Raw genomic sequence first — 14,571 nt, forward strand, 5'->3', positions numbered from 1 at the left:
GGCTGTTCGCGTCGGGGCCCTGGGGTCTCGGCAACAAGACGGGGTCTCGGCGAAGAATTATCCGGGTGGGTGGATGCCGAATGCGGTCAGCCGTGCGCCGAGCGCGGCGGCACTCCTGATGTGAAGGCCGCCCCAGCGGCGAACTCCCCACCCGGTGATGCCGCGCACATCGTCCTCGCGACGCTTCTCCGCCAGTACTGCATCAGCAGGCGTCGGCGTCGTGCGCAGCTCCGGTTCGAGATACTTGCCCTCGCCGTCGAACTCCCCGAACATCCGCGACCGGGGGAATCCGAAATCCATGAAGTAGTTGTCGCCTTCCGACCCGACCACGTGCACCTGCAGGTCGATGTCACGGAACCCCAGCCGCGACAATTGCAGCCGGCTCACGCTCTCGCCGGGCAGCTGCGCGCGACCGTCCGCGAAGCCCACCGCCCAGCGCACCTTGCGAACGCCGCGCAGGCCAGGCGACGCCAATCGAAGCACGTCGTCCCGCCACTGGTCCGCAGCCACGGCATCCTGAGCCTGACCGGACACAGCCGTCATTCTGAGCGCCGCGTCCGCTGCGGAGATCGCCGCCTCCGGGGACATGGTCCGGACCATGTCGAAGACCGTTCTCGCCAGCGACGTGCAGCGCAGACCGTGCCTCTCCACGATGTCGTTGTCGGCGACGTCGATGTCATGGCGCGCAATGCCCGCGACCGTGCGGGTATGACGGGACCCCTGGATGAGGGCGTGAACGACCCCGTCGGGCACGCGGTACAACGGCAGGCCCCAGAGCACGCCTGCAGACATCTGCATGAACGCCGGAGACTCTCCCGGACTCGATCGGGCGTGGGAGATGACCCGCAGCAGATGCCGCCCCTCCGCCCACAGTTCACGCCACGAGTCGCCGTCGACGTAGAACCCTCGGTGCACGCGGATGAGGGTTTCCGAGGCGACGAGGGCACGCAGCTGCCTGTCGGTGATTCCCGTGGCGACGAGGGCGTCGCGCGACCTGAGCATCGCGTCGGCCTGTTCGAAGGTGATCCGTCTCGGCATTCAGCGATCATGCCCGCTGCCGACGTCCTGTGCCTTCGATCCTCAGCTCGCCTGCGCCCCGCCTGCCTGTGCAGGACGAGTCGCAGCCCGCCGCCCGACGCCGAGACCCCCGACTACTGCCGAGACCCCGCCGTATTCGCGTGAATGCGGCGGGGTCTCGGCACGAAACTGGGGTCTCGGTGGAATCGGAAGGGAACGAGGGTCAGGCGTCGAGGCGCAGAAGCCAGCCGTGCTTGTCCTCGCGGCGGCCGTACTGGATGTCGGTGAGCTCCTCGCGCAACGACAGGGCGAGCTCTCCGATGGGCTGGACGTCCTCGAAGTCCGCCGTCACCAGCGCCCCGATGGGCGTGACGACCGCAGCCGTGCCGCAGGCGAACACCTCGACGATCTCGCCCGATGTGACGCCGTCACGCCATTCCTGCAGGGACACCGCACGACGCTCGACGGTGTGTCCGCGGTCTTCCGCGAGCTGCAGCAGCGAGTTGCGCGTGATTCCTTCGAGGATGCTGTCGGATTCGGGCGTGACGACTCGTCCGTCCTTGAAGACGAACACGACGTTCATTCCGCCGAGCTCCTCGACGTTGCCGTCCTGGTCGAGGAAGACGACCTGGTCGCAGCCCTTGTCGTAGGCCTCGGCCTGCGGAAGGAGGCTGGAGGCGTAGTTGCCTCCGGTCTTCGCCGCCCCTGTGCCGCCCCGGCCCGCGCGAGCGTGCGTCTCGGACAGCCAGATGCGCACCGGCTTCACTCCGCCTGCGAAGTACGAACCGGCGGGGCTCGCGATCACGTAGTACGCGACCTTCTGGGCCGGACGCACGCCGAGGAACGCCTCTTTCGCGAACATGAACGGGCGAAGGTAGAGGCTCTGGTCCTCCCCGGACGGAACCCATGCCCCGTCGACCGCGATGAGCTCGCGGAGCGACTGGATGAAGTACTCGGCGGGAAGCTCTGGCAGCGCCATCCGCCGCGCGCTGCGCTGCAGGCGCGCCGCATTCTGGTCGGGACGGAACGTATGGATCGAGCCGTCAGCGTGGCGGTAGGCCTTGATGCCCTCGAAGATCTCCTGACCGTAGTGCAGCACTGCGGCCGCCGGATCGAGCGAGATCGGGCCGTACGGCTGCACGCGAGGGCGATGCCATCCGCCTCGCGCTGACCAGCAGATGTCGACCATGTGGTCGGTGAACACCGTGCCGAAGCCGGGGTTCGAGAGGGCCTCGTCGCGCTGCGTCGCAGAGCGCGCAGCGAGGTTCTTGGTCACGGAGAACTCGAGCGGAGCGAGTTCGGTCTCGGTCGTTGTCATGTCACATCCTGCGTTCGATGCGGGCGGCGCTCGCGTGGTCCAGACTACGCCTGGAGCCCGGCGATGATGGCGTCGCCCGTCTGGCTGGTGGTTCGAGAACCGTCCCGCTCGGCGATGTCCGCTTCGACCGCGCGGGTGACGCGGATCGATTCCTCCCGAAGCCCGAGGTGATCGAGCAGGAGGGCGATGGACAGGATCGCCGCCGTGGGGTCGGCCTTCTGCTGGCCTGCGATGTCGGGCGCTGAACCATGAACAGGCTCGAACATCGAGGGGAACGTGCCGTCGGGGTTGATGTTGCCCGAAGCGGCGAGGCCGATGCCACCGGTGACGGCGCCTGCCAGATCCGTGAGGATGTCACCGAAGAGGTTGTCGGTGACGATCACGTCGAAACGGGAGGGGTTCGTGACCAGGAAGATCGTTGCCGCGTCGACGTGCAGATAGTCTACGGCCACGGCAGGGTGCTCCTGCGCCACCTCGTTGACGATGCGCTGCCATATCCCGCCGGAATGCACGAGCACATTCGTCTTGTGCACCAGAGTCAGCTTCTGCCGACGACGCTCGGCGAGATCGAACGCGTAGCGTACGACGCGCTCGACGCCGAAGGCGGTGTTCACGCTCGTCTCATTCGCGATCTCGTGCGGCGTGCCGACGCGGATCGCACCGCCGTTGCCGACGTATGGTCCTTCGGTGCCCTCACGGACGACAACGAAGTCGACGTCTCCTGGCGCGGAGAGCGGTCCGGGCGCCCCGGCGAAGAGCTTCGACGGCCGGAGATTCACGTAGTGATCGAGCGAGAAGCGGAGCTTCAGCAGCAGACCGCGCTCGATGTTCGCATCCTTCAGCCGAGGGTCGCCCGGTGTCCCGCCGACGGCACCGAGCACGATCGCATCGTTCGCGCTGATCGCGGCGAGGTCAGCATCCGTCAGGGTGTCGCCTGTTTCGAGGAAGCGCGCGGCGCCGAGCGAGAAGTGCGTCTTCTCGAAGGTGACGTCGCTGTCGGAGGTGACCGCATCGAGCACCTTCTCCGCCTCTGCGACGACCTCGGGACCGATGCCGTCACCGGGGATGACGGCCAGCTTCACGACACGCGACATGACACTCCTTGCACCGGGATCGCCCGTGGCGCGACTTCGCTCGGGCACGTACCCACCAGCGTACTGGTCAGTGCGAGCGGGTCGTGCGCAGCGTGACGGCCGCGATGGTGCCGGCAGCGACCACGAGGATAGCGCCGATCAGCGAGGTCACCAGCACTCCGGAATCGAATGCGGATGCCGCGGCCTCCCACAGCGCGGATCCCAGAGGATCGGAGAGATCCTGAGCCGCCGTGTACGCGCCGGCGAGCGTCTCACGTGCAGCCGCGGAGACATCGGCGGGAAGGCCCTCCGGGATCACAAGGGCTGAGCGGTAGAACGCGGTGATGATGCCGCCGAGCACGGCTGTGCCCAGCACGGCGCCGAGCTCGTACGCGGTCTCGGAGACGGCACTCGCCGCCCCCGCTTTCGCGGCGGGGGCACTTGAGAGGATCAGTTCGTTCGAGATGGTCTCGGCTGCACCGATGCCGATGCCCAGCACCACGAAGGCGAGGATCAGCGGGACGGCGCCGTGCCCGGCGGTGGTGAAGGCGACGAGCAGGTAGCCGACGACCGAGAACGCCAGAGCCGCAGGCACGAGGATGTGAGGGCGGACCCGGCGCGAGATCGGGACGACACTCAGTCCCGCGACGATCACCGCGATCATGCCAGGCACCAGGGCCAGCCCCGCCATCATGGGTGAGAGCCCGAGGATCAGCTGCAGATGCTGCGGTACGAAGTACAGGAACCCGACGAGCGCGACCACACTGAGCAGGTTCACCAGGATGGCTCCGGAGAACGACCCGCGACGGAACAGCGCCATGTCGAGCATCGGGGTCTTCGCGCGCAACTGCCGGCGCACGAACAGCCAACCCATCGTGATCCCCAGCAGCGCCCAGAGCACCGCGTACACGGTGACGCCGTCGACAGCCACTGCCTTGATCGCGTAGACCACCGGGATCATCGTCGCCATCGAGAGTGCGATGCTGATCGGGTCGATCTTTCCCGGCGCCGGATCACGGCTCTCGGGAACGAGCAGCGGCGCGGCGATCAGCAGCGGGATCAGCACCGGCACGGCGATGAGGAACACCGACCCCCACGCGAAGTGCTCGAGCAGGAAGCCTCCGACGATCGGTCCCAGCGCCGACCCGGCGGAGAATGCGGAGGCCCATACCGCGATGGCCATGCGTCGCTGGTCACGATTCTGGAAGATGGAGCGCAGCAGCGACAGGGTCGATGGCATCAGCATGGCGCCGAAGAACCCGAGCAGCGCCCGTGCGGCGATCAGAAGGGCTGCGGTGGGCGCGAACGCGGCGAGCACGGACACTGCGGCGAACCCGGTGGAGCCGATCAGCAGCATCCGGCGACGGCCGAACCGATCGCCCAGGGTTCCCATCGTGACGAGGAGACCCGCCAGCACGAGCGGATAGGCGTCGATGATCCACAGCTGCTCCGCGCCGGAAGGCGCGAGCGCGATCGCGATCTCCGGCAGCGCGAAGCTCAGCACCGTGTTGTCGACCGAGACCAGCAGCACCGGAAGCATCAGCACGACGAGCGCCAACCACGCACGCGCCCCTGCCCGTGGGGCGTTGATCCCACTCGTCTCGACCCCGATCTGGGTCATCGCATCCTCTTTCGTTAGTAAACCGTCCGGATGGTATAGTAACAGACGTGTCCAGACCTCCTCTCGCCCGCGAACGCGTCCTCGAGGCCTTCGAAGAGATCCTCATCTCCTCGGGTGAGCGCACGGCGACGCTGGATGCCACGGCGAGAGGCGCCGGGGTCTCCAAGGGCGGCCTGCTCTACCATTTCGCGTCGAAGGACGACCTCGCGGCAGGCATGATCGAGCGGCTGAAGCGTCTCGTCGATGAAGACCTGGCAGACATGAGCCGTGCATCGGACGGGCCGGTGGCGTACTACGTGCGCACCTCCGTGATGGAGAACGAACCGCTCGACCGCGCACTGATCGCGGTGTCGCGACTCGCGCAGGGCGGCTCGAGCGCCGCCGGGGATGCGCTGCGCGAGACACGCAGCAGCTGGGCTGACGCCATCCGCCCGCACGTGCGCGACCAGGCATCCCTGGACCTCGTACTACTGGTCGGCGATGGGCTGTACTTCAACAACTCACTGGACGTGAACGGGCCCGACCGGCTTGTCCCGCGAGATCAGGAACTGCGCGCGCTCGTCGAACTCGTGGCGCGGGCCACCTCGTAGCAACGGACCGCTGATGCACCGGAGGCCGGCGCGAGCCGGTCAGACCTCGGAGATCTCGATCGAACGGATCACGTTGGCCTCGATGGCTTCGCCGACCTCGGCCAGCAGTTCCTCAGGGACGCGCGAGTCGACAGTGAGCACTGTGAGCGCCTGTCCACCGGCCTCACGACGTGCCACCTGCATGCCGGCGATGTTGATCCCGGCCTCGCCGAACTTCTGACCGTAGACCGCGACGATGCCAGGGCGATCGGTGTACTGCATCACGACGTGATGGGTCTCGATCGGGACCTCGATGTCGTGGCCGTTGATCCCGACGATCTTCTGCACCATGCGCGTCCCTGCGAGCGTGCCCGCGACCGTGAGCACCGTGCCGTCGGAGAGCGCACCGCGCAGCGTGGTCAGGTTGCGGTACTCGGGGCTCTCCTTCTCCACGATCAATCGCGCCTCGATGCCGCGCTGCTCTGCGAACAGCGGAGCGTTCACATACGAGACGTTCTCGCTCACGACGTTGGAGAGCACGCCCTTGAGCGCTGCAAGACGGTAGACGCTGACGTCGTAGTCGGCCAGTTCGCCGCGCACCTCGATGTCGAGGCTCGTCAGAGCCGACGTGGTCAGGCCGCTGAAGATCTGACCGAGCTTCTCGACCAGCGCGATGCCAGGACGCACGAACGGATCGATCACACCGCCGGCGACGTTGACGGCATCCGGAACCAGGTCACCCTCGAGTGCGAGCTTCACCGAACGAGCGACCGACACGCCGGCCTTCTCCTGCGCCTCCTCCGTTGAGGCCCCCAGGTGGGGGGTGACGACGACGTTGGGCAGATCCAGCAGCTCTCGCGCCGAGCCGCCCTCGGCCGGCGGCTCTGAGGTGAAGACGTCGAGCCCAGCGCCGGCGATCTCACCGGCGATGAGCGCTTCGCGCAGCGCGATCTCGTCGATCAGGCCACCACGCGCGACGTTGACGACGTACGCCGACTTCTTCATGGCCTTGAACTGCTCGGCGCCGATCATCCCCGTCGTCTCAGGCGTCTTCGGCATGTGGATGGTGAGGAAATCCACCTCTGACACCAGCTCATCGAGGGTACGCAGTTCTACTCCGAGCTGCTGAGCGCGGGCGCTGGTGACGTAAGGATCGAAGGCGACGATCTTCATGCCGAAGCCCTGCATACGGGCGGCGACCAGTGCGCCGATCCGGCCGAGTCCGACGATGCCCAGTGTCTTCTCGAACAGCTCGGTTCCCGTGTATGCGCTGCGCTTCCACTGGCCGCCGGCCAACGACGCGTGCGCGGCCGGCACATGGCGGGCAAGGCTGAGGATGTGACCGCAGGTGAGCTCGGCGGCGGAGATGATGTTCGAGGTCGGCGCGTTCACGACCATGACGCCCGCCTTGGTGGAGGCCTGGATGTCGACGTTGTCGAGTCCGACTCCGGCGCGTGCGATCACCTTCAGCTTCGGTGCGTGACTCAGCGCCTCTGCGTCGATCTTCGTCGCCGAACGGACGAGCACGGCATCCGCCTCCGCGAGTGAGGAGAACAGTGCGTCTCGATCCGTTCCGTCGACCTGACGGACGTCGAAGTCGGGCCCGAGGGCCTCGATCGTGGCGGGCGAGAGGACTTCGGCAATGAGCACGACGGGCTTCGGCACAGCGGATCCTTCGGGGTGAGCGTGAGTACGCGCGGATGGGATCGATGCGCCGCACACCGTCGGGGCGCGATCGTCTCCACCCTACCGGAGCGCGCACGCCGCTCCGTGACGTGTGACGTCGGGTGTGCGGCCTCACGACTCGTCGCGGCTCAACTCGTCAGGAAGGAACTCGTGAGCATGCTCAGTGCGGCCACGTTCATCCAGAACACTGCCACGAGTGCCAGACCGGCGATCATCGCGACCGTCAACTCACCCGCACTGCGGTGTCGCCCCAAGGCGTAGACGATGACGAACACCAGGACAGGGAACAGCACTGAGAAGATCAGCACGAACCACCCGTATGCGTTGATCCCGGCAGGTGCCACCGTGAACAGGTACGACAGAGCGTTCCAGACCGCGTACGCGTAGAAGAGTCCGGCGATACCGACGATGACGCTCTTCCAGAGGCCGAGTGGCTGCTGTGCGGAGAGGGTGTTCTCGCTCATGCGCCGACCGCCCCCGTCATCACGAACGGCCACGGCACGAGCAGCAGGACACCGCCGAGAAGCCCTGTCACGCGCATCCAGGATGCCGATCGCCTGGTCAGCATCCACACCGCACCGAACCACAGGGCCGGAGCGAGCGCCGCCGCCCACAGCGCGACCTGGTACATCACCTCGGGGATGAGGAACATCGCGCTGCTCTGCAGCGTCAACCCGCCGATGACCCACCCGACGGTGTACAGCAGGTAGACACCACCGACGATGCCGAGGAGCAGAAGCATCGGCGTGCTCAGCGGCGGGCGCTCCGCAGGATCGCTCACAGTGCCGTCGTCCTGGATGCGGCCGACCGTCTCGCTGCGTTTGCCCAGGGCGTTCCAGCCCCGCGGCAGTGCCGGCTCCTGCTCCGCATCCGACGCGGGTCTCTGCGTCGGACGATCGTCATCGCCTTCCCAGGTGAGGGCGTCGTCAGCATCCGATGTCATGACCCCAGCGTAGCGAGGGCGCGCGCCGCCGGATATGCTCAGGGCGTTCACAGACAGAGGGGAACTCACCGTGGCTGAGCGCAACGAGAAGGCCGTCGCATCGCCGGCGACAGACGCAGACGACCCAGCCGCAACCGGGTGGAAGCCGACGCCGGAGTCGAAGAAGAAGGCCACGATGCTGCGGTGGATCGCGGCCGTGCTCTGGTTCGTCGCCATCGCGGCCGAGGCCGTCGCGATCTTCTGGCTTCTTCGTCAGCGTGAGTTCGTCGGAGAGGACGGCGGGCTCGTCCGCAATCCGGACACCGGTCTTCTGGAGGAGCAGAACGTCACGGCGCAGTTCCCGCAATGGGCGTTCATCGCGCTCATCGTCGCGCTCGTCGTCATCGCGGCGCTGTCGATCACCGGCTCATTCCTCTGGAAGAAGGCCAACCGCCTCGACCCCGCGAAGAAGTCGGACACGACGCGCTTCTTCGTGCAGAACCAACTCGGCGCGATCATCGCCGTCGTCGCGTTCCTGCCGTTGATCTTCCTCATCTTCCTGAACAAGGACATGGACAAGGGCCAGAAGACGACGGCCGGAATCATCGGCGTCGTCCTCGCCATCGCGGCCGTCGCGCTCGGCATCGATTACAACCCGCCGTCGGTCGAGCAGTACACCGCCGATCAGTCGACCGTCATCCAGCTTCTCGGCCAGGACGAGGTGGTGTGGGTGGACGGAGGGGCCGTCTACCACGTCTGCGACGAGGTGCCGGATATCCAGACCGGCAGTGAGAAGCGAACCGGCACCACCGCCGAGGCGGTCGAGGCAGGCAAGATCCGTCTCACCCTGAAGTTCGCCTCAGAGCTGAACACCTGCGGTCTGGCGGTGCCGGAGAACGCCGATGAGATCGAGGAGGCCCTGCGGGCGATTCAGGGCGGCGCCACCGACACGCTGCTGCCCGCCCCGGTCTGGGCGGACCCGGCCGACGCGCCGATCGAGATCGAGGATGCCGAAGCCGGCTCCGACACGGAGTAAGCCCTACTCCCACAGGGCATCGACCAGGCGATCCTCCGCGGACCCGAGGTGTGCGGCCAGCAGCACTGCCGCGCGATCGCCGTCCCCTGCGGACACCGCCGCCAGTATCTCCGCGTGCTGGGTGGCGATGTCTTCTGCGTCGAGAAGTCGCCTGCCCTGCACCTGGGCCATGCACAGCCGCACTTCGTCGAGCACGCTGCGGTACATGCGCGACGTGCGTTCGCTGGCGATGCCATCTATGAGCGCGGTGTGGAAGCGCAGATCCGGATCGACCGTCTGCGGGCTCGGCCCCGCAGGCATCCTCAGCAGCTCGGCATTGGCATCGGATGCCGCCATCGGCACTGTCCTCGTCGCGGCCAGATCGCGCAGTGCGGCGCTCTCGAGCCTCGTGCGGGTGCGGTAGACGTCGCGAACCATCGCCGCGTCGATCGCCACGACACGAGCACTCCGGTGCGCGGTGCGCACGAGCAGGCCCGAGGCGACGAGCTGCTCGATCGCTGCTTTCGCGCTCGGCCTGGCCACGCCGAACGACTTCGACACCTTTGCCTCCGTCAGCGGGGCGTCCGCCGCGATCTCGCCGGAGAGGATGCCTGCGCGAAGCTGATGCGTGACGGCGTCGACGATGCCGACGACACCGAGTGAGCGGACAGCGGGAGTCATGGCATCCAGCCTAAACGAGACTAGACTTCTCAGTATTCTTGTCTGACAACTTTGGGAGATTCGTGTCGACGACACTCGCGCCTCCGCTTGATACCGCGCTGCTGGGTGCGGACACGACGCTCAGCTCTCGCTCGATCGATCGCTTCGCTCGCGCACACGATGCGTCTCATTACCTTCTGATCCCGGATGCCGTGCTGACGCCCGTGAGCGCCGTCGGCGTCGCCAGAGCCTTCGCCGCAGTGCGCGCCGCCGGACGTACGTTGACCTTCCGGTCCGGGGGCACGAGCCTCTCCGGGCAGGCCGTGTCGGGCGACATCCTGGTGGACACTCGCAGCAGCTTCCGGAACATCCGGGTCGAAGACGAGGGCCGGATCGTCAGCGTCGAGCCCGGTGCGACGGTACGCCAGGTGAACACCCGGCTCGCCAGGCACAGGCGCAAGCTCGGTCCTGACCCTGCGAGCGAGATCGCCTGCACGATCGGCGGAGTGATCGCGAACAACTCCAGTGGCATGGCATGTGGCGTCACGGAGAACTCGTATCGGACGGTCGAATCGCTGCTGCTGGTGCTGCCGAGCGGTACGATCCTCGACACCGGCGCACCCGATGCACTCGACCAGCTGCAGACCGCTGAACCGGAGATCGCCGACGGTCTCATCGCTCTGCGCGAGCGCCTGCTCGACTCCCCGGATGATGTCGATCTCGTGCGACAGCAGTTCTCGATGAAGAACACGATGGGCTACGGGCTCAATGCCCTGCTCGACTTCGACGACCCCGTGCGCATCCTCGAGCACCTCGTGATCGGCTCCGAGGGCACCTTGGCGTTCGTCGCCGAGGCACGGTTCCGTACGATCGTGATCCGCCCGCAGGTCGCCACCGGGCTGCTGGTGTTCCAGACTCTGGCCGACGCCATGACGGCTCTGCCCGCGCTCGCTGAACACGGTTTCGCGGGGCAGGGACTCGCGACGATCGAGCTGATGGATGCCGCATCCCTCCGCGTCGCTCAGGGGCTCAGCGATGTGCCTGCGGCGATCGCGGCGATCGATGTGCACGACCATGCCGCGTTGCTCGTCGAAGTGCACGCATCGGGTGTCGACGAACTGATGACAGCGAGCGATGCCGCTCTCGGGGAGTTCGCGGCGCTCCCGCTCGCCGTCGCGCCGGTCCTGACCACGGACGCCGCCGAGCGCGCAGCACTCTGGACCGTCCGCAAGGGCCTCTACACCGCTGTGGCCGGTGCGCGTCCCTCTGGCACGACGGCGCTGCTGGAGGACATCGTCGTTCCGGTCGATCGACTGCTCACGACCTGCGAGCAGCTGATCGAGCTGTTCGCGACGCACGGCTACGAAGGTTCGGTGATCTTCGGCCACGCCAAGGACGGCAATGTCCACTTCCTGCTGAACGAACGTTTCGACGACGAATCGAGCGTCGCCAGATACCGGCGCTTCACGGCTGATCTCGTCGATCTCGTGCTGGCACAGGGTGGGTCGCTGAAAGCCGAGCACGGCACTGGCCGCATCATGGCGCCGTTCGTGAGGCGTCAGTACGGCGACTTCCTCACGGACATCATGTGGGACATCAAGCGCCTGATCGATCCGGACGGCATCCTGAATCCCGGCGTCGTGCTCTCGGACGATGCCGATTCGTATCTGCACGACCTCAAGCGCGTGCCGACCGTCGAGAGCGAGGTGGACCGCTGCGTGGAATGCGGCTACTGCGAGCCGACCTGCCCGAGCAAGGACATCACTCTCACGCCACGTCAGCGCATAGTGCTGCGTCGCGACATGGCCTGGGCCGAGGAGCAGGGCGATGAAGCACTGCTCGAAGACCTGCGCTCGGACTACGACTACGAGGGCGTGCAGACCTGCGCTGTCGACGGCATGTGCGCCGTCGCGTGCCCCGTGGACATCAACACCGGAGACCTGGTGCGACGCCTGCGCGCCGAGGAGGCGTCGAAGATCGAGGACGGCATCTGGGATGTCGCGGCGAAGAACTGGGGTGCGGTCACCGGTGTCGGCGGCGTGGCCCTGACCGTCGCCGATGCTCTGCCCGCACCACTGGTGAAAGGGGTCACCCATCTCGGCCGCGCCGTGCTCGGGGCCGAGACGATGCCGCTGTATGACGCGGGTCTCCCTCGCGGTGGTTCCAAGGCGCCGAAGCCGAACGCCCCGGTCGACGCGCGGGCCGTCTTCTTCGGAGCCTGCATAGGCACGATGTTCGGCCCGGAGGGAGATGGGCACGGCTCACGTGAGGCGTTGAGTGCACTGCTCGATCGGGCCGGCATCCCCGTTGTGATCCCTCACGACGCCGGAGGGCTGTGCTGCGGGACGCCCTGGAAGTCCAAGGGGCATCTGTCCGGCTACGACCGGATGACCCGCCGAGTTCTCGCCTCGCTCTGGGAAGCAAGCAGAGGCGGCGAGTTGCCGGTCGTCTGCGATGCCGCATCCTGCACCGAAGGTCTGCACGTCATGCTGTCGAAATCGCTGGCCGAGTACCCGGAGTATGCCGGTCTCCGGATCGAGGATGCGACGACCTACGTCGCACGGGAGGTGCTCCCCCGACTCGCAGTCGCTCAGAAGCTGGAATCGATCGCCGTGCATCCGACGTGCTCTACGACGGCGCTCGGCGCGACTGGCGCTCTCACCGCACTCGCCTCAGCGGTGGCCGACGAGGTCTACATCCCCGAGGGCTGGGGCTGCTGCGCCTTCGCCGGCGACCGTGGGATGCTGCATCCGGAGCTCACCGAGAGCGCCACGGCCGTCGAATCCGCTGAAGTGTCGGCAGCGGATGCCCAACGCGACGGCTTCGACGCATTCGTCTCTGCGAACCGCACGTGCGAGATCGGCATGACCCGCGCCACCGGCAAGCCCTACCGTCACGTCATCGAGGTACTGGAAGAGCTCACGCGCCCCTGACTGCCAGCCCTGGCGCGACCGGCCGTCTCAATCTGTCTCGCGTACGGGATTGCCGTAGGAATCCGTGAGCTACCCGAAATGGACGAGTCAACGAAGAACGGGCACCCCGTAGAGGGATGCCCGTTCTTCGTGAGGTGGTGAATCAGCGTGCAGCCGATCCATCCACGTAGTCCTCATCCTGCTGCTTCCATGCGAAGAGCGAACGAAGCTCCTTGCCGGTGACCTCGATGGGGTGCGTCTCCTCCTTGGCGCGCAGCGCCAGGAACTCTTCGGCGCCGTTGTCCTGGTCATCGATGAAGCGCTTCGCGAATGCACCGGACTGGATGTCGGCGAGCACACCCTGCATGCTCTCCTTGACGCGTGCGTCGATCACGCGCGGACCAGAGACGTAGTCGCCGAACTCAGCGGTGTCGGAGATCGACCAGCGCTGCTTGGCGATGCCGCCCTCCCACATGAGGTCGACGATGAGCTTGAGCTCGTGCAGAACCTCGAAGTAGGCGATCTGCGGCTGGTAGCCCGCCTCGGTGAGGGTCTCGAAGCCAGCCTGCACGAGGTGGCTGACACCGCCGCAAAGCACGGCCTGCTCACCGAACAGGTCGGTCTCGGTCTCTTCCGTGAAGGTCGTCTTGATGACGCCGGCGCGGGTGCCGCCGATGGCCTTGGCGTAAGAGAGCGCGAGGGCCCATGCCTGACCCGAGGCGTCCTTCTCGACGGCGATGATGTCCGGGATGCCACGGCCGGCGACGAACTCGCGGCGCACGGTGTGCCCAGGAGCCTTGGGCGCGACGAGGATGACGTCGACGCCCTCAGGCGCGTCGATGTAACCGAAGCGGATGTTGAAGCCGTGCGCGAACGCGAGAGTCTTGCCCTCGGTGAGGTTCGGGGCGATCGACTCGGAGTAGATCGTCCGCTGGTGCTGATCCGGCGCGAGGATCATGATGAGGTCGGCCCAGGTCGTTGCGTCCGCGACGGTCTTGACGGGGAAGCCTGCCTCTTCCGCCTTCGCGGCGGACTTCGAGCCGTCCTTCAGCGCGATCGCGACCTCGACACCCGAGTCGCGCAGGTTCTGCGCGTGGGCGTGGCCCTGCGAGCCGTACCCGACGATCGCCACCTTCTTGCTCTGGATGAGGGACAGGTCGGCGTCGGCGTCGTAGAAGATCTCAGTACTCACGTTGTGTTTCTCCTTGCTAGTGGTTTTGCATGCCGGGCCCTTCGACAGGCTCCGGGACCGGCGGGTCTGGGTCGTCAGCCGCGCAGAACGCGTTCTGTGATGCTCTTGCCGCCTCGCCCGATGGCGAGCAGGCCGGACTGGGAGAGTTCCTTGATGCCGAACGGCTCGAGGGCGCGCAGGATCGCATCGACCTTGCCCTTGTCGCCGGTCACCTCGATCACCACAGCATCCGAGGCATAGTCGACGACCGAGGCGCGGAACAGGTTCACGATCTCGATCACGTTCGAGCGCGTGGCGTTGTCGGTGCGCACCTTGACCAGCACATGATGGCGCTGCACGGAAGTGGCGAAGTCGAGCTCCACGATCTTGATGACGTTGATCAGCTTGTTCAGCTGTTTCGTCACCTGCTCGAGCGGCAGTTGGTCGACGTCGACGACGACAGTGATGCGCGATACCCCCGGCACCTCGGTGACGCCGACGGCGAGTGACTCGATGTTGAACCCGCGACGGGCGAAGAGACCCGCGACACGGGTCAGCAGTCCTGGGGTGTCCTCGACGAGGAGACTCAGTACGTGGGTCGACATGG

General features: G+C 66.7%; 13 protein-coding genes. 3 read left to right on the forward strand and 10 right to left on the reverse strand.

Features of this window, described 5'->3' with window-relative positions:
- Positions 1 to 57: 57 nt before the first annotated feature.
- From ACP7AR_RS05435 to ACP7AR_RS05450, 4 genes are all read right to left on the reverse strand, one after another.
- Positions 58 to 1,038: a type IV toxin-antitoxin system AbiEi family antitoxin domain-containing protein gene (locus tag ACP7AR_RS05435; RefSeq protein WP_426183532.1), complete on the reverse strand. Its 981-nt coding sequence runs from the start codon at positions 1,036 to 1,038 to the stop codon at positions 58 to 60.
- Positions 1,039 to 1,240: 202 nt separating this feature from the next.
- Positions 1,241 to 2,335 (reverse strand): branched-chain amino acid aminotransferase, encoded by a 1,095-nt coding sequence (locus ACP7AR_RS05440; protein WP_426183534.1) that lies wholly within the window; start codon positions 2,333 to 2,335, stop codon positions 1,241 to 1,243.
- 44 nt (positions 2,336 to 2,379) lie between these two features.
- The gene (locus tag ACP7AR_RS05445) at positions 2,380 to 3,429 is read right to left on the reverse strand and encodes a 3-isopropylmalate dehydrogenase (RefSeq protein WP_426183536.1); all 1,050 of its coding nucleotides are present in this window, start codon (positions 3,427 to 3,429) and stop codon (positions 2,380 to 2,382) included.
- Positions 3,430 to 3,496: 67 nt separating this feature from the next.
- Entirely contained in the window at positions 3,497 to 5,029 is a 1,533-nt protein-coding gene (locus tag ACP7AR_RS05450) for an MFS transporter (protein ID WP_426183538.1), read from the reverse strand.
- Between the two features lie 47 nt (positions 5,030 to 5,076).
- Between ACP7AR_RS05450 and ACP7AR_RS05455 the strand changes: the two genes are divergently transcribed.
- A complete protein-coding gene (locus tag ACP7AR_RS05455) occupies positions 5,077 to 5,619 on the forward strand; it encodes a TetR/AcrR family transcriptional regulator (RefSeq protein WP_426183540.1) in 543 nt (180 codons plus the stop codon).
- Positions 5,620 to 5,658: 39 nt separating this feature from the next.
- Here the strand turns inward: ACP7AR_RS05455 and serA are convergent, their stop codons facing one another.
- The 3 genes from serA to ACP7AR_RS05470 form a co-directional block, all read right to left on the reverse strand.
- A complete protein-coding gene (serA, locus tag ACP7AR_RS05460) occupies positions 5,659 to 7,263 on the reverse strand; it encodes a phosphoglycerate dehydrogenase (RefSeq protein ID WP_426183542.1) in 1,605 nt (534 codons plus the stop codon).
- Positions 7,264 to 7,412: 149 nt separating this feature from the next.
- Positions 7,413 to 7,748: a hypothetical protein gene (locus tag ACP7AR_RS05465; protein WP_426183544.1), complete on the reverse strand. Its 336-nt coding sequence runs from the start codon at positions 7,746 to 7,748 to the stop codon at positions 7,413 to 7,415.
- Complete coding sequence (locus ACP7AR_RS05470) at positions 7,745 to 8,227, reverse strand: hypothetical protein (protein WP_426183546.1); 483 nt, start codon at positions 8,225 to 8,227, stop codon at positions 7,745 to 7,747. The genes ACP7AR_RS05465 and ACP7AR_RS05470 overlap by 4 nt, the downstream gene beginning before the upstream one ends.
- A 70-nt stretch (positions 8,228 to 8,297) precedes the next feature.
- Here ACP7AR_RS05470 and ACP7AR_RS05475 point away from each other — a divergent pair, with 70 nt between their 5' ends.
- On the forward strand, positions 8,298 to 9,242 hold the full coding sequence (locus ACP7AR_RS05475) for a hypothetical protein (protein ID WP_426183548.1): 945 nt from the start codon (positions 8,298 to 8,300) through the stop codon (positions 9,240 to 9,242).
- Between the two features lie 3 nt (positions 9,243 to 9,245).
- Here ACP7AR_RS05475 and ACP7AR_RS05480 read toward each other — a convergent pair whose 3' ends face one another.
- Positions 9,246 to 9,902 (reverse strand): GntR family transcriptional regulator, encoded by a 657-nt coding sequence (locus ACP7AR_RS05480; protein WP_426183550.1) that lies wholly within the window; start codon positions 9,900 to 9,902, stop codon positions 9,246 to 9,248.
- 62 nt (positions 9,903 to 9,964) lie between these two features.
- Here ACP7AR_RS05480 and ACP7AR_RS05485 point away from each other — a divergent pair, with 62 nt between their 5' ends.
- Positions 9,965 to 12,814: an FAD-binding and (Fe-S)-binding domain-containing protein gene (locus tag ACP7AR_RS05485; protein WP_426183552.1), complete on the forward strand. Its 2,850-nt coding sequence runs from the start codon at positions 9,965 to 9,967 to the stop codon at positions 12,812 to 12,814.
- 142 nt (positions 12,815 to 12,956) lie between these two features.
- On the opposite strand, the gene ilvC is transcribed toward ACP7AR_RS05485, so the two are convergent.
- Positions 12,957 to 13,985 (reverse strand): ketol-acid reductoisomerase, encoded by a 1,029-nt coding sequence (gene ilvC, locus ACP7AR_RS05490; RefSeq protein WP_426183554.1) that lies wholly within the window; start codon positions 13,983 to 13,985, stop codon positions 12,957 to 12,959.
- A gap of 74 nt (positions 13,986 to 14,059) precedes the next feature.
- The gene (ilvN, locus tag ACP7AR_RS05495; protein WP_426183556.1) at positions 14,060 to 14,569 is read right to left on the reverse strand and encodes an acetolactate synthase small subunit; all 510 of its coding nucleotides are present in this window, start codon (positions 14,567 to 14,569) and stop codon (positions 14,060 to 14,062) included.
- Positions 14,570 to 14,571 lie beyond the last annotated feature (2 nt).

The sequence above is a fragment of the Microbacterium sp. TWP3-1-2b2 genome, from assembly GCF_049896145.1.
Lineage (GTDB): Bacteria > Actinomycetota > Actinomycetes > Actinomycetales > Microbacteriaceae > Microbacterium.

What these genes read in the sequence shown, in the direction of transcription:
- ACP7AR_RS05435 (WP_426183532.1), bottom strand. Translation starts at nt 1,038, where the DNA reads ATGCCGAGACGGATCACCTTCGAACAGGCCGACGCGATGCTCAGGTCG.
- ACP7AR_RS05440 (WP_426183534.1), bottom strand. Translation starts at nt 2,335, where the DNA reads ATGACAACGACCGAGACCGAACTCGCTCCGCTCGAGTTCTCCGTGACC.
- ACP7AR_RS05445 (WP_426183536.1), bottom strand. Translation starts at nt 3,429, where the DNA reads ATGTCGCGTGTCGTGAAGCTGGCCGTCATCCCCGGTGACGGCATCGGT.
- ACP7AR_RS05450 (WP_426183538.1), bottom strand. Translation starts at nt 5,029, where the DNA reads ATGACCCAGATCGGGGTCGAGACGAGTGGGATCAACGCCCCACGGGCA.
- ACP7AR_RS05465 (WP_426183544.1), bottom strand. Translation starts at nt 7,748, where the DNA reads ATGAGCGAGAACACCCTCTCCGCACAGCAGCCACTCGGCCTCTGGAAG.
- ACP7AR_RS05470 (WP_426183546.1), bottom strand. Translation starts at nt 8,227, where the DNA reads ATGACATCGGATGCTGACGACGCCCTCACCTGGGAAGGCGATGACGAT.
- ACP7AR_RS05480 (WP_426183550.1), bottom strand. Translation starts at nt 9,902, where the DNA reads ATGACTCCCGCTGTCCGCTCACTCGGTGTCGTCGGCATCGTCGACGCC.
- ilvN (WP_426183556.1), bottom strand. Translation starts at nt 14,569, where the DNA reads ATGTCGACCCACGTACTGAGTCTCCTCGTCGAGGACACCCCAGGACTG.